Genomic DNA, 14,127 nt, shown 5'->3' with positions numbered 1-14,127 from the left:
TCCTCGCTTACTTAACCCACACGTCCTGAAACAATTTCAGTCCGGATGGATCAAGCATCAGTCCCTGCACACGGTTGTTTACCACGACAAACCGTTTTTCCGTGTAAATGGGAATCCAAAACGCCTCCTCCACAGAGCGCTTCTGAAGATCTCCATAGATTTTCGCTCTATCGTCGCTCTTCATCGTCACCTGTCCCTTTTCCAGCAAGGAATCGATCGTTTTGTCATGGATGGCTGAACGATTCATCCCACCGATCTGAGTTGAATGCATAAACGGAAACAAGATATCAGGGTCATCAGCGACGTATCCATCCAGAGCCAAGTCAAATGTGCCGGCAGCAGTTAACTGGTCGACTGCGCTGCCTTCCAGAGTAATGATTTTCACGTCTACCCCAATCGCTTTGAACATTCCTTGCATCAACTGGGCAGGTTGAGACCATACTTCCATACTCAACAATTCGAGATGAAGCGGTTTTCCTGCTTTCTCCCTTATCCCTTGTGCATTCAGTTTCCATCCGGCTTCTTCCAGGAGCTTCACCGCTTCCTCGGGGTTGTATTTGTATGCATATTGGGCAATGGATTGATCGTATCCGAACAAATTTGCTGGCAGCGGACCATCTGCAACAATTCCTTCGCCTTGCAGATGCGACTGCACGATAGCATCCTTCTTTACTGCCATTTGCAACGCTTTGCGTACGTTTTTATCTTGTAAAATCTCGTTATTCAAGTTCAGCTCGACAAACAGCCCCAAGCCGCGCTTTGTCTGCTCAAGTACTGTAAAACGATTGTTGTTCTTGAATTTCTTCGCGTCTTTCGCAGGCAGATCAGCGATGTCGATGGTTCCACTTTCCAAAGCAGCGACAGCCGTTTGCGGATTTCGAATCAATTTCAGAACTAATTTGTCCGGTCTCGGTGGTCCTTGATTTTTAAAGAAGGGCGGTGCCCAGCGATACGCATCATTTTGAATCAGCGTGATAGAATCTCCTGATTTCCAGCTCTCCATCTTCCATGGACCGACACCGACCGGATTCCTTCCATATTGATCCCCAAACTTTTGCACCGCGTCCACCGAGAGCGGCTGCATCCAGCTCGCGGAAGTGAAATAGGTGAGGAGCGTGGCAGATGGTTCATTCAACTCCAAAATAAGGGTCTGATCACCCGGTGTTTTGATCGATTTGATGATGCCAAGAACCATCCCTACGCCTTTCGGAGCGATTTCCGGAGACATGGCCCGCTCAAACGTTCGCTTGTACGCATGTGCAGTAAGCAGTGTCCCATCATGAAAGGTAACGCCTTGGCGAATGCGAAATGTCCATGTCTTCCCATCTTCCGAAATGGAGTACGATTCGGCCAGATGGGGCTTGACCTCATTTGTTTGGGGATCTCTGTAAAGGAGGGCCCCCCCTAGATTGAGCGCGACCCCCTCCGTGCTTAACGCTGTCGATTTGTGGACATCCAGTGTGTCTGGTTCACTGCCGATCGCAACGGTGATCGTTCCGCCCTTTTTCTCGGATATATTGGCATCTTTTTTTCCTTCATCAGTATCTAGTTTCGTGGCAAGCGTCCCGCAGCCGGCCACGCTTGCCAGCAGTACTAAACAGGAAAGGACAATGCTCACAAACGAGGCGGTTTCCCGCTTTCTTATCCCCATGAATGACACCACTCCCTTGTTTGGGACATATCCTTGCCTCCTACGACCTGAGCCAATCAACCGTTTTTTGATCCAGCTTTTTGACGAGAGCCGTCAGCAATTTCACCGTATTTTCCACATCATCATGATGGAGAATCGAAGCGTGACTGTGAATGTAACGCGCAGGGATTGCAATGACGATGGATGGAGCCCCTTTGCCAACCATATGAGCAGCTCCTGCGTCCGTACCCGCACCTGCAATAGCAGCATATTGATACGGGATGCCTTCCTCTTCAGCCGTATCAAATAACAGATCCCGCAATTTCCGATTGGGCACGAGCGAGCCGTCGAATAGACCAATCGTAGGCCCGCCACCGCACTTGATATCAGGCAAATTAGGAGAGTCGGCGCTTCCCGGCGTGTCAAACGTTATCCCCGTCTCCAATGCAATGAATATATCTGGCTGCACCATATACGTGCTCGTGAATGCGCCGCGGCATCCCACTTCTTCTTGTGCAGTAGCGCCGCTAAATACGATGTTGGGGTGATCCGTTTGTTGCAACTGTTTCATTACTTCAATGGCTGTCAGGCAACCGCCGCGATTATCGAGCGCTTTTGCCATATACATCTTGTCATTCGCCATCACCGTGAAAGGGCAGATCGGCACAATCGGATCACCTGGGCGAATTCCCAGCTCCTTTGCCTGTTCTGCACTGGATGCTCCGATATCGATGAACATCCACTCGATCTCAACCACTTTCTTTCGTTCTTCCGAAGACAGCAGATGCGGCGGTTTTGACCCGATTACGCCGACGATATCCCCTTTGCGTGTTTTAATGTTCACGCGCTGTGCCAGCATCACCTGCGACCACCAGCCACCAAGCGGCTGGAAGGCGATGAATCCATCCTTCATGACACGCGTTACCATGAACCCCACTTCATCCATATGGCCCATCATCATGATTTTGGGTCCATTGGCCAGGCCTGTTTTCCGCCCGATTATGCTTCCTAGATTATCTGTGAGCACTTCTTCTGTAAGCGGTTCCAAGTACGTGTGCATTAATTCTCGAACTTCCTGTTCTTGTCCGGGAACTCCGGCAGCCTCTGTCAGCTCTTTCAGTACCTTTACCCAACTATTCATCCATATCTTCCTCTCCATTTTTCATGTTATTTCCAGCTATCATCAATGCGATCATAGGAACCGATGCGAAGATCTGCTTTTTCGTTCGCCAGTACATGCTTGGCTATACGCTCAGATGGGGTACGAGGCAATTCACTGCGGTATTCCCAATATCGTGGAACCTTGTAGTAAGCAAGATGCTCGGTGCAATAAGAGATCAACTCATGAGGAGGCACCGTTTGGCCCGCTTTTACTACCACGTATGCCTTGATTTCTTCCCCGCGTATTTCGTCTTTCACTGGAAGGCAGGCAGCATATTGCACGGCCGGATGCATTTTCATGACTTCCTCAACCTCAGCAGCCGAAATATTTTCCCCGCTCCGGCGAATCATTTCCTTTTTTCGGCCGACATAATAGATGTATCCGTCTTCGTCCATTCGCACCAAATCTCCGGTGTGGAACCAGCCGCCCTGAAAGGCAGCGCAAGTCGCATCAGGATCTTTATAGTAGCCATCCATCATCCCCAAGCCCCGTAGGAGGAGCTCGCCAACCTCGCCCCTCGAAACGGGGCGGTTGTGAATATCAACAATGCGGACGGTCCGGTCTTTATCCGGTTTTCCGATGCAGCCTGTTCCGAGCAATCGGTCATGATCGTGTGGTTTTACCGAAATATCTCCACCTGTCTCTGTCATGCCAAAAACCTCATACCATGGCGCGCCCCATCGCTCTTCCAATTCGTGGTGCAGATGCGGGGGAATGGCCGAGCAAAGAATGGTGCGAACGTTATTTTCCCTGTCTAATGGCGAGCGTGGTGCTTTGACCATTAGCGTGGGCATGATCCCCAGGCAGTAGAAAAAGGTAACGCCATATTGCCGTACTTTCTTCCAAAATGTAGAGGGATGAAATCGATCGAGAACCACAAGCTTTGCCCCCACAGTGATCGCACCCAGAAAATTCCATTGCGGGTCCATATAGTAAAAGGGCTGCGCCGTTAACAGTACATCTGAATTGGTCAAGTTGGGATGCTGCTCGACCATCTTTTTTGCTATGGTGAGCCAATATTCATGTGAAAGCATACACCCCTTAGGGAAGCCTGTCGTGCCGGATGTATATTGGATGTTGACTAAAGTTTCAGGAAAAACGGTAAGCGCTGTTGGAGTCGTGGACGCTGTTTCACACATCGTTCTGAAATCGACAACGTTGGGATCGTCTGATTGGTCTACTGAGAGGATTGTTTTGAGGGTTTGTAAGGAAGGTCTGATCTTATGTAGCAGGGATATAAACTCCTGTGAAGTTACGATAACGATTGCTTCGGAGTGGTGGAGGATATACTGTGCATCGTACTCTTTGTAATTTACATTTATCGGCACTATAGTCGCGCCCAGTTTTGCCAACGCCAGCCAGGTAAGCGGGAATTCCGGCTGGTTCCTCAGCATGACGGCTACCCGATCCCCATAGCCTACACCCAGCACTTGGAGCATGTTGGCGATCTGGTTGGAACGGTCTTCTATCTCCTGAAATGACAGTTGTTCATTCCATTCATCAAAGACAAGCCCGATTTTTTCTCCCCATCGTTTGGCCGCCCGTGCCGTCAAAGACTTGATTTCTTGCATGTCCAAAAGGTTTCAGCCCTCCTTCTCTATACTGATCCTTTTTTTCGGAACCCTTCAGCCGCCTGCTTGGATTCGATTGTTTGCACGGTAGCCAGCGCATGCTCGATCTCCAATTCAAAAGCTGCCTCCAGATCGCATTGTGCCCCGCGATTTAGCGCAAATTTGGCTTTTGCAAGCGCTACTTGCGGGAGCTCCGCTAACCGTTTCGCCCACTTGTCAGCTTCTTCAGCTAACACTTTATGATCCACTACCTTGTTGATGAGTCCTAGATGCAGTGCTTGCGATGCACCAAATCTTTCGCCCGAAAACAGCAATTCTTTCGCCCGGACCAGTCCGATCGTGATGGGAAGGATATGCGAGATTCCTCCGGTAACACTAAGTCCCACACTCACTTCCGGAAAGCCGAATTCGGCATTGTGAGCGGCGATGATCAAATCGCATCCGAGCGCAAACTCACACCCTGCTCCTAATGCATAACCATGAACCGCAGCGATCACCGGAAAAGGAACACGCTGGATCTTTCGTGTTATATCCTGAATTTTTTGTAAACTAAAACGAAGCTCAGCCTCATTTGCAGGCTTTTCTTCATGACGCAAATCATGTCCTGCACAAAAAGCATTCCCACGGCCAGCCAGTATTGCTGCCCTTACTCCTTCCCGTTCCAACTTATCGAGCGATCCATACAGCTCCTCTACCAATTGTGGAATCACCGCATTTAACCGCTCGGGGCGATTCAGGTGAATCCAGCCTATCTCTTGATGGATCTCACACTCTACCACCGCCTTACGTGTTATCATTCTTTTTTACCTCCGCCTTTATTTTGGAAAACAATGCTTTTGCATTCGAACCGAGCACCTTCTTTAGCACCTCGGGCTTTATACCTAATTCCTTCCATTCTGCAATTGCGCGTTTCAGAGGAAATACAGGCCAGTCTGTTGCAAAGAGGATTTGATCTTGCAAGAGGTTGTTTGCTAACCTGTACATCATCTCCCACCCTGCTCCTTGCACCCCCAAATACCTTGGAGAAAGCCCGCCCAAATCCACCAGAACATTGGGGTGCTTGCGCGCTACGGCAACCATTTCAGGCACCCAGGGCCACCCCCCATGACACGCGATCAATGTTAATTCTGGAAAATCACAGGCGACTTGATCCAGCAACAGCGGGTGTTCATTCCGGATGGGATGAATCATCGAATAATTAATTCCCGTATGAATGGCAACTGCCAAGCCTAACTCGGCAGCCTTTGCGTATACGGGATATAATTTGCGATCATCGATCGGCATCTCAAAAAATGCAGGCTGGATGTTTACTCCCAGAAAGCCCAACTCTCTGATGCGGCTCACTTGTTGGACAGCGCGCATCGGTCTAAAATGCTCCATTGAAATCGTACCGAATCCTGAGAAGAGCTCGGTGTGAGCGGATATGACTTTTGCCAATGCTTCATTCAGCGCATCCCCATCCTCGCCGAATTCGTATTCTGCATGCATAATGGCGTGGTCTACTCCTGATTCTTTCATTTCTTGAATCAAATCGTCGAGCGTTTTCGCGATAGTCGATCTGACTTGTAACACCGCATCATATTGAGCGACGTACTCATTTCGCATTTCACCTATGCGTGCCTCACGGAACTGCTGTGGCAAGCGGACACGGGCATCAAGAATGTTCATGCGCAGCAGCCCCCAGCCATGGTTTCATAAAAAAATGAGCGGGTTCAGGCAGATCCAAATCGGAAACAGTCAGTTGCTGACCGTTTCGCTTTGCCTGAACGAGTGCAAGCGCCATATCGGAAAAATTCAAGCTGATTTCTTCCAATGAATTTGGGCCATCAGGCGAGTACCAATGGGCGACACCCGTGCACATTTGAAGCAAAGCCAGGACGGCAAGCTTGGTATTCTCTATCGTAAATACGCCCCCCTCTAATCCGCCCGTTAAAATACGCAGCCAGAGCAGCTCATATTCACTGCGCAACATGGCAATTTCTTCGCGCGTATTTCCTGTCAGCGCACGGAACTCCGTATCTACTACTAGCGCTGTTAGCTTGTCAATGGCATGACTGGTAACATGAAGCTGTACAAACGCTGCCAATTGTTGTTCGGGCGCTTCAAGCTCAGCGAGCACTTCCTTTGCATTTCCAAGAAGGGTCTGTAACCCTTCTTGCATGATGGCAACGAGCAGATCCTCTTTTGTTTTCATGTAATGATAGAGAGTGGAGGAGGTTACCTCTGCTTCTAGAGCGATATCACGTATGCTGGTTGCTTCAAAACCTTTTCTTGCGAATAGCCGTAATGCTGCTTGAAATATTTTTTCTTTCGTCAAAAAAGCGCGCTCCTTTCTACTGATGATTGCAGGAAACTAGCGTCTCTCATCTCCAGTTACTTGTAGCGGTTACATCATCTGCTTTTTGGGTTTTGTCGATCGATCGATCGATCGATAGGTTGCTTGTAATCACCAATTTACTAATCATCTGATTCAATGTCAAGATTATTTTTTATTTTCTGACATTTGTTTCGGCATAACAAAAATCTCCTCCGGCTTCCCATGAGGAGATCTGAATTCGTTATTCCATAGCAGCTTTTACGTCGGAATCCCATACATTACGAAAGTGGATTTGATGGATTACTTGAAGTAATTACTTCAAGTATCTTCCCGTGATCGACTGTTCCGCATAGATGATCTGCGGAGGTGTGCCCTCGAAGACCACCTGACCGCCGTTGCTGCCTCCGTCCGGTCCCATATCGATAATCCAATCCGCTTGGCTGATCACATCAAGGTTGTGCTCGATGACGATTACCGTATTGCCGGCATCCACGAGGCGGTTCATGATCTCCAGAAGGTGACCGATATCTGACATATGTAGGCCAGTTGTTGGCTCGTCCATCACGTAGATGCTGCCCTTCTTATGCAGTTCGCTTGCCAGCTTGATGCGCTGGCATTCCCCGCCGGAGAGCGTACTGAGTGGCTGGCCGAGTGTAATATAGTTCAGCCCCACATCACTCATCGCCTGGAGCTTGCGCACAACTTCTTTTCGCTCAAAAAATTCCAATGCCTGCTCCACCGTCATCTCCAGCACTTCTGCAATTGACTTGCCGTTTAGCTTGTATGCAAGTACCTCTTCCTTGAACCGTCTACCTCCGCAGACTTCGCACGGCAGCTTGACGCTTTCAAGGAATGCAAGGTCTGTATACACAACACCTAGACCTTGGCAGTTCTCGCAAGCCCCCTTGGAGTTGAAGCTGAACAAGCCTTGGTTGACCTTGTTCGCGGAAGCAAACGCCTTGCGTACATCATCCATGATCCCTGTGTAGGTCGCGGGATTCGAGCGTGTTGACACGCCTACTGCCGATTGGTCGATGACGATCGCATCCAGATGGTTGCTGAGGAATACTTCGTTAATCAGCGTACTCTTGCCGGAGCCTGCGACACCCGTAACTACGGTCAGCACTCCGGTTGGAATATCAACACTCACGTTCCGCAGGTTGTGCAGTGTGGCATCCTCGATGGACAGCTTGCCGGACGGCTTCCTGAAATCTTGCTTCAGTTGGATCGGCCGCTTCATATGGGTACCTGTCAGTGTCTCTGACTCCAGCAGACCTTCAAAGCTGCCTTCATACACGATGGTACCACCGTGGCTGCCGGCGTGAGGCCCGACGTCGACAATATGATCTGCCACCTTGATCACATCTGGATCATGCTCGACGACAATGACGGTATTGCCCTTGTCGCGCAGCTTCTGAAGCAATTCATTTAACCGGTGTACATCACGGGGGTGTAAACCAACGCTGGGCTCATCAAAAATGTAAGTAACATCCACCAGACTGCCGCTCAGATGCTTCACCATCTTGACACGCTGCGACTCGCCGCCGGACAAGGTATCTGTCTCGCGATCTAGAGTCAAGTAGTCTAGTCCGATATCCACTAGATGCTTCAACCGTTCCGTCAGCGACTTGACCATCGGTGCGGCGACCGAATCGTCAATCTCCTGAATGACGCGGATGAGTCGACCGACCTCCATGGAAGACATCTCTGCAATGTTGAGGCCATTGATTTTGCAGTTGAGTGCGGCCTGATTGAGTCTCGCACCATGACAGCTGGAGCAAGAACCTTCGGAGATGAACGGCGCAACCGCTTTTTGTGTACGCTCAGATTTCGTCTTTAGATCCTGCTTAATGTATTTGTTGGTGAACTTCTCAATGACGCCTTCTACTGTAATATTGACGGCTTTCCCGGCGAACTGCATCTCCACCTTCCTCGCCTTGGCGTACAACAGCTGCTCAAGCTCCTCATCCGAATAATCGCTCAGTTTCTTGTCAGGATCGAAGCCTGTCTGCACGAGCATATTCCATTCCATGCCGTCTACCTTATAGTCCGGCAGCATGATTGCCCCTTCATTCAACGACTTTGACATATCCAGCGCCTTACTCATGTCGACGCTCAGACTGCGACCGATCCCGTTGCATTCGGGACACATGCCTTGGGGGTCATTAAAGGAGAACATATGCGCTTGTCCAACATTGGGCTGACCTATTCGGGAAAAAAGCAGGCGAAGAATGGGAGAAATATCGGTAATTGTGCCCATCGTGGAATGGGAACCGCCGCCCAGCCGCTTCTGGTCCACGATAACCGCCATGCTCAGGTTGTCGATCGCGTCCGTATCCGGCTGTGGATAGCGGGGCAGAAAATTGCGCACGAACATGCTGAAGTTCTCATTCAGCAATCGCGTGGATTCTGCGGCGATCGTATCGAAGACGATCGATGACTTGCCCGATCCAGATACACCGGTGAAGATCGTAATTTTCCGCTTGGGTATGCGCAAGGATACGTTCTTGAGATTGTTTTCCCTTGCACCAGAGATTACGATATACTCTTGATTAGATTCGCCCATGCTTACCATCCTTCCGACAGTATTCGTTTTTACTTATATTCACATTGTACCATTCAGAAGGAGATATTTCGTACCGATAGCAGTTATTGTTCCAACACCTTTTCCAGCTCTCCGCACCACGCACTCCAACCATATTTAGCCCCTTCGACTCCTTGAGCATTTGAGATTCCGGTTTGGTCGAGATGAAGGTTAACCTTTCCGTCCCCTAAATCCTGAAGCATCCAGGTGACCGTATGTTCCTCTCCGCTGGCCCAGGTATAGGACAACCGGTTTGGTGCGTCCACGATTAGCACTTCTCCTTCAATAATTCCATTCCACCATTCGTTCGGCTGCGTGCGAAATTGAAAACGGTGGCCTACGACAGGCTTAAAATCATTTTCCATGATCCACTTGGCAAGTTTGCTAGAATCGGTTAAGGCGGACCAAAGCTTCTCAATTGATGTCGCGAACTGAAAATCCAAAGATAATGTTAAACTCACTCTTCTTCCTCCTCCATTAGTTGAATCCGCAATCGTATCAAACACATCTGGCTCCTGATTGTTCTCGCTCATGACTCGCGCTCTCTTACATATTATTTCCAAGTGACGGCCGTTACTTTCACCATAGCGCTTACAAGTCCAGATTATCCTCTAAGCAGCAAGGCACAAACAGGTTCACCTTGTCGCATTCCTTTTCAACTATCTGCTATTGGCTACGGAATGTCATACGGTCGTTCAAATAAAATATTCTCGATTGTCCCTACAGCCATTTCCGTCAACTCACGTTCCTGATCCACGTTTGTGAGATAAATAATCGTTTTATCTGCTTGAATATATCGTATCAAGTAGCTTCGATACCCCGGCCAGCCTCCACTGTGATGCACGACTTTTCCTGTCACCTGATTTTCACGCAGCCGCCAGCCATAACCATAATTAGATAAACGGTTGTCAGTAAGCTGAACGGGGGAAAACGCTCTCTCTAGTGTTTCTTTTTTAACTAGCTTTTCTGTGTAAAGAGCTCTGTCCCACTTACGCAAGTCATCCAGTGTTGAACTGATCGCACCGTCTCCCTGGATGCCATCCAGATAAATGACAAAATCGTGCTCACTTGAATCATCAGGTAACACAAATGCTTCAGATTGAGCGGAATACACGTATCCATAGGCGTAATGCTGGATCACCTCAGGAGAATATCTTCGGTTGTACACTTTCGTGTGTTGCATACCTAGTGGTTGAAAAATCTGTTGCTGCAAGAAATCGGTAAATCGTGTATCAGCTACGTGTTCTACGATAGAAGCCAATAAAGCATAGCCGGTATTACTGTACGCATGCTTTTCATTGGGTTGAAACAACACATCGGGTCGATGCTTGATTAGCTGATCGAGGATGTCTTGATTCGTAGCGATTTGCGTTTTATCCCAACATTCAGAAAACAACTCCATGTAATCAGGCAAACCGGATGTGTGTACGAGTAGATTTTCTACAGTAATATCGGCATAAGGAAAATCTGGAAGGAGGTCGTCAACTTTATCTGTATAGTCGAGCTTGCCTTGCTCTTGCAAAATCATGATTGCCATTGCTGTAAACGCCTTGGAAACCGATGCGAGTTCAAATACCGAATCTGGTGACAATCTTTCAGCCGTTTCCAGATTGGCCATTCCTATGGAATTTTGATAATAAGGTTTCCCTTCTTCCAAAATCAAGATGTTGCCGCTCCAATTGTTTTGTTCGGCAAGCGTAGAAAAAAGCTCATCAAGCTGGCGGCATCTCGCATCATTTAAGTTGGCTCGCTTGGTCATTTTTCATTTCCCCCACTCGTTTTTTTATCATCAAGAATAAATTGTCTCCCCGCAAAAGCCATTCTAGCAATCTCATTATTTCCAACTCTGATAAATCGTGCGGAGAAATCTGTTCCAAATGCCCGGACTACAAAAATATCTTCAGCAAATGGTCTCATTACGTAGTTTTCTCCCAAAAAGGAGAGCACCAGTTGCCCATTTTCCAATCTGATCGGCAATGTCCCAAACTCACTAGATTGATAATCTCCCACGAATTGATGCATAGCTTCCTCGGATAGGAAATCATCGATGCTATCCAGATGAGAGGATTCAGGAGGGCGGTTTTCCAGACTATTTAGTGCACCCGACATAACCGCCAAAACCGGCGACAATTCAAGATTGGACAGTGCCACTCCGGCCAGTCCTGTTTCGGGAAAGAAGCACATTTGAGCCGTAACCCCTTTAATACCACCACTATGTTCAACTAACTTTTTTCCATAGTAGTCAGAGGTTATGACCAAGCCGTACCCGTAAAATTGACCAGGTACCATATCAGTGGGAAAGTAAGGGGTCATCATTTGTTGTACACTTTCAGGTGTCAGGATACGTTTTCCCCCTGATGTAAGCCCTCCTTTGCAGAACATGTCCGTATATCGCAGCATATCCCGCACCGTTGATTTTAGGAATCCTGCCGCCCGGGAAGCGGGAGTATCCCACCAATTTGGAGATGGGATCACCTCCTTGTGATCGCCTCTGTCTCGCATGATATACAGATTTGTAATATTCTCATACCCATTCAGCTCTTCCAGAAAAAAACTCGTGTGCTTCATCCCCATTGGATCTATGATATGCTCCTTGACATACGCCTCATACGACTTTCCGCTGACGCGTGTAATGATCGCTCCCAGCAAGGAATAGCAATCATTGGAATAACTGAATTCTGTACCTGATGGCCCTAAAAGCTCTAAATCTAATGTAGAAATAACACTCATCAGGTCTTCGTACGTATCGATTGGTACCGTATCATCTGTCTGGTTTTGGAGGAATGGATGGTCTTCTGCCTCATTCACTTCCAAACTTCGCATCACACTTGCAAAAAATGTGGGCAAGGGTGGAATTCCACTCGTATTCGTCATAAAATGATGAATCGTGATTTGCCCCACATCAAGATTATTCAGACGAAATTCCGGCAAGTATTTGACAACAGGGTCATGTACGGATAACTTACCAGCTTCCTGTAATTGCATGACCGCCACACAGGTAAAGGATTTTGTTATGGATCCTATTCCAAAAACCGTATCGATCGTAACTCCTAACTGCCGTTCCACATCACGGAAGCCAAATCCGTTATTATAGAAGATTTGACCCTCTTTTGCTAATCCCATACAAACACCAGGAACCTGACCTTTTGCTATCCATTTTTGAGCATACTTTTCAAAAGAATCAATCCATCCGTTATTTTGCATGCGCTTCTCTCCTTTGTTGACATGTAGTTAGTTCTCGATCCAACTGTCATTATATGTTGGCATAATAGATGTCCACTTTACTCCTTTTACACGAGAATTTATGACAGTAAAGGCCTTATCGTAATAGATAGGAACAACATACGCTTGCTCAATCAGATGCTTTTGTACATCCATATACACGTGCTTTCTAGCATCAGTCTGTATGGTTGTACGCCCTTTCAAAAGGAGGGAATCCAGCTTGTCATCTTTTACACCAGACAGGTTGTAAGCACCGCTGGAATGAAAATAAAAGTATAAAATATCAGGGTCATCATAGGCTCCCGATATCAGCGTTACATCAAAATTTCCTTTGACGACTTCCTGCATGTACCCTGCTATTTCTAGATTCTGAATCATCATGTGGATACCTGCTTCACCCAGCATGGATTGGAGCAATTGGGCTTCTTTGTCAAAATCTGCAGTACTCAGCAAATTCAGACTAAATGTTTTTCCGTCCTTTTCTCTCACACCACTTCCGTTCACTTTCCAACCAGCGTCGTCCAACAATTTCTTTGCTTCGTTTACATTATACTGGTACCCGTACTTCTCTAAGGATTTGTCATACCCTAGCGTAGATGGAGATAACGGCGTATGGGCTACTTCGCCTTCTCCCTGCGTAACGGCTTGGATAATGGCTTCTTTATTGACGAGCATATTAATTGCTTTACGCACCTGAATATCCTGAAACTCCGGTCTCGTCAGATTCATCTCCAACAGTAAACCCACTCCAGGACGTAAGCGTTCCATAACTTGATAGTTCTGATTATTCCGATAATTATTCGCGTCTTTTAGAGGTACTTCCGTTGCTACATCAATAGCACTGCTCTCTAGCGCTGACATTCTGAGTTGGCTGTCAGCAATCGCTTTTATGACAAGTTTGTCGGCTCTAGGCGGACCTTGATTTTCATAATATGGCTCTCCCCACTGAAAAGCTTCATTTCTAACATAGGTGACACCTTCGCCTGTGTTCCAGCTCTCAAGCTTCCACGGCCCTACTCCTACAGGATTCCGACCGTAATCCTCTCCAGCGTTTTCAATCGCTTTCAACGATAACGGCTGCGTTATATCATTCCCTAGTGCATCGCGAAAGGCAGCATTGGGTTCATGTAGTTCCAGAACGAGAGTCTGATCGTCTGGCGCTTTCACACTTTTTATGGGAGCCATTACTTCAGCGGCTGTTATTGCTTTTGTCTGCGGATTGAGAACACGATCGAAGGTTTCCTTAAAACTTTTTGCAGTCAGAGGTGTCCCATCGTGAAAGGTAATCCCGGAACGGATCGTGAAAGTCCACGTTTTGCCATCCTCAGAAATTTTATAGTCGCTAGCCAAATAGGGCTTGTATTCGTTTGTGGCAGGATCCTTATATAGCAGCGATCCACCGAGCAACCAGGTATAGACCCCAGCAGATCCAGCAGACATGTGAGCATCTAACGTATCCGGTTCATAAGGGTACGCTACTGTAATGGTTCCGCCCTTTTTGGGTTTAGCACTCGCCTGTTGCTCGGCTGGCACAGTTGTTTGCGTGCTGCAACCAACCACCAGGAACATACATAGAGTGACAAATCCCCCCAAAAAGACATTGTACTTTCTTTGTTTGTTTTTCTTCATATGTCAGCATGC

General features: G+C 47.8%; 11 protein-coding genes. All 11 read right to left on the bottom strand.

All coding sequences use genetic code 11. The features are described from left to right. Nucleotides 1-7: 7 nt before the first annotated feature. Nucleotides 8-1,651 (bottom strand): ABC transporter substrate-binding protein, encoded by a 1,644-nt coding sequence (locus tag ACFYU8_RS03620; RefSeq protein ID WP_390295737.1) that lies wholly within the window; start codon nucleotides 1,649-1,651, stop codon nucleotides 8-10. A gap of 40 nt (nucleotides 1,652-1,691) precedes the next feature. Beyond that, nucleotides 1,692-2,771: a M42 family metallopeptidase gene (locus ACFYU8_RS03615; protein WP_390295739.1), complete on the bottom strand. Its 1,080-nt coding sequence runs from the start codon at nucleotides 2,769-2,771 to the stop codon at nucleotides 1,692-1,694. Between the two features lie 26 nt (nucleotides 2,772-2,797). After that, nucleotides 2,798-4,363, bottom strand: a complete 1,566-nt coding sequence (locus ACFYU8_RS03610) for an AMP-binding protein (protein WP_390297302.1) — start codon at nucleotides 4,361-4,363, stop codon at nucleotides 2,798-2,800. Between the two features lie 26 nt (nucleotides 4,364-4,389). Continuing rightward, nucleotides 4,390-5,160, bottom strand: coding sequence for an enoyl-CoA hydratase/isomerase family protein (locus ACFYU8_RS03605; RefSeq protein WP_390295741.1), 771 nt, complete (start codon nucleotides 5,158-5,160; stop codon nucleotides 4,390-4,392). Further along, on the bottom strand, nucleotides 5,147-6,031 hold the full coding sequence (locus ACFYU8_RS03600; RefSeq protein ID WP_390295743.1) for an amidohydrolase family protein: 885 nt from the start codon (nucleotides 6,029-6,031) through the stop codon (nucleotides 5,147-5,149). Before ACFYU8_RS03600 ends, ACFYU8_RS03605 begins: the two co-directional genes overlap by 14 nt. After that, nucleotides 6,018-6,680, bottom strand: a complete 663-nt coding sequence (locus ACFYU8_RS03595; RefSeq protein ID WP_390295746.1) for a TetR/AcrR family transcriptional regulator — start codon at nucleotides 6,678-6,680, stop codon at nucleotides 6,018-6,020. Before ACFYU8_RS03595 ends, ACFYU8_RS03600 begins: the two co-directional genes overlap by 14 nt. 313 nt (nucleotides 6,681-6,993) lie before the next feature. Continuing rightward, entirely contained in the window at nucleotides 6,994-9,246 is a 2,253-nt protein-coding gene (locus ACFYU8_RS03590; protein WP_390295748.1) for an ATP-binding cassette domain-containing protein, read from the bottom strand. 83 nt (nucleotides 9,247-9,329) lie between these two features. Then, on the bottom strand, nucleotides 9,330-9,725 hold the full coding sequence (locus ACFYU8_RS03585) for an SRPBCC family protein (RefSeq protein WP_390297305.1): 396 nt from the start codon (nucleotides 9,723-9,725) through the stop codon (nucleotides 9,330-9,332). Nucleotides 9,726-9,937: 212 nt separating this feature from the next. Continuing rightward, nucleotides 9,938-11,023 carry a serine hydrolase domain-containing protein gene (locus ACFYU8_RS03580; RefSeq protein WP_390295750.1) on the bottom strand — a complete coding sequence of 362 codons (1,086 nt, stop codon included), beginning with the start codon at nucleotides 11,021-11,023 and terminating at the stop codon, nucleotides 9,938-9,940. Further along, on the bottom strand, nucleotides 11,020-12,468 hold the full coding sequence (locus tag ACFYU8_RS03575) for a serine hydrolase domain-containing protein (protein WP_390295752.1): 1,449 nt from the start codon (nucleotides 12,466-12,468) through the stop codon (nucleotides 11,020-11,022). The genes ACFYU8_RS03580 and ACFYU8_RS03575 overlap by 4 nt, the downstream gene beginning before the upstream one ends. A gap of 27 nt (nucleotides 12,469-12,495) precedes the next feature. Then, complete coding sequence (locus ACFYU8_RS03570; RefSeq protein WP_390295754.1) at nucleotides 12,496-14,115, bottom strand: ABC transporter substrate-binding protein; 1,620 nt, start codon at nucleotides 14,113-14,115, stop codon at nucleotides 12,496-12,498. Between the last annotated feature and the right edge of the window lie 12 nt (nucleotides 14,116-14,127).

The sequence above is a fragment of the Brevibacillus sp. NPDC003359 genome (assembly GCF_042878995.1).
Taxonomy (GTDB): domain Bacteria; phylum Bacillota; class Bacilli; order Brevibacillales; family Brevibacillaceae; genus Brevibacillus.
The sequence above is the reverse complement of the archived record's forward strand: the minus strand, read 5'-3'. Positions and strand labels throughout refer to the sequence as shown.

Bases quoted from the DNA above. Each gene is read 5' to 3' on its own strand.
- ACFYU8_RS03580 (WP_390295750.1), bottom strand. From the start codon at position 11,023: ATGACCAAGCGAGCCAACTTAAATGATGCGAGATGCCGCCAGCTTGAT.
- ACFYU8_RS03590 (WP_390295748.1), bottom strand. From the start codon at position 9,246: ATGGGCGAATCTAATCAAGAGTATATCGTAATCTCTGGTGCAAGGGAA.
- ACFYU8_RS03600 (WP_390295743.1), bottom strand. From the start codon at position 6,031: ATGAACATTCTTGATGCCCGTGTCCGCTTGCCACAGCAGTTCCGTGAG.
- ACFYU8_RS03610 (WP_390297302.1), bottom strand. From the start codon at position 4,363: ATGCAAGAAATCAAGTCTTTGACGGCACGGGCGGCCAAACGATGGGGA.
- ACFYU8_RS03605 (WP_390295741.1), bottom strand. From the start codon at position 5,160: ATGATAACACGTAAGGCGGTGGTAGAGTGTGAGATCCATCAAGAGATA.
- ACFYU8_RS03570 (WP_390295754.1), bottom strand. From the start codon at position 14,115: ATGAAGAAAAACAAACAAAGAAAGTACAATGTCTTTTTGGGGGGATTT.
- ACFYU8_RS03615 (WP_390295739.1), bottom strand. From the start codon at position 2,771: ATGAATAGTTGGGTAAAGGTACTGAAAGAGCTGACAGAGGCTGCCGGA.
- ACFYU8_RS03620 (WP_390295737.1), bottom strand. From the start codon at position 1,651: ATGGGGATAAGAAAGCGGGAAACCGCCTCGTTTGTGAGCATTGTCCTT.
- ACFYU8_RS03575 (WP_390295752.1), bottom strand. From the start codon at position 12,468: ATGCAAAATAACGGATGGATTGATTCTTTTGAAAAGTATGCTCAAAAA.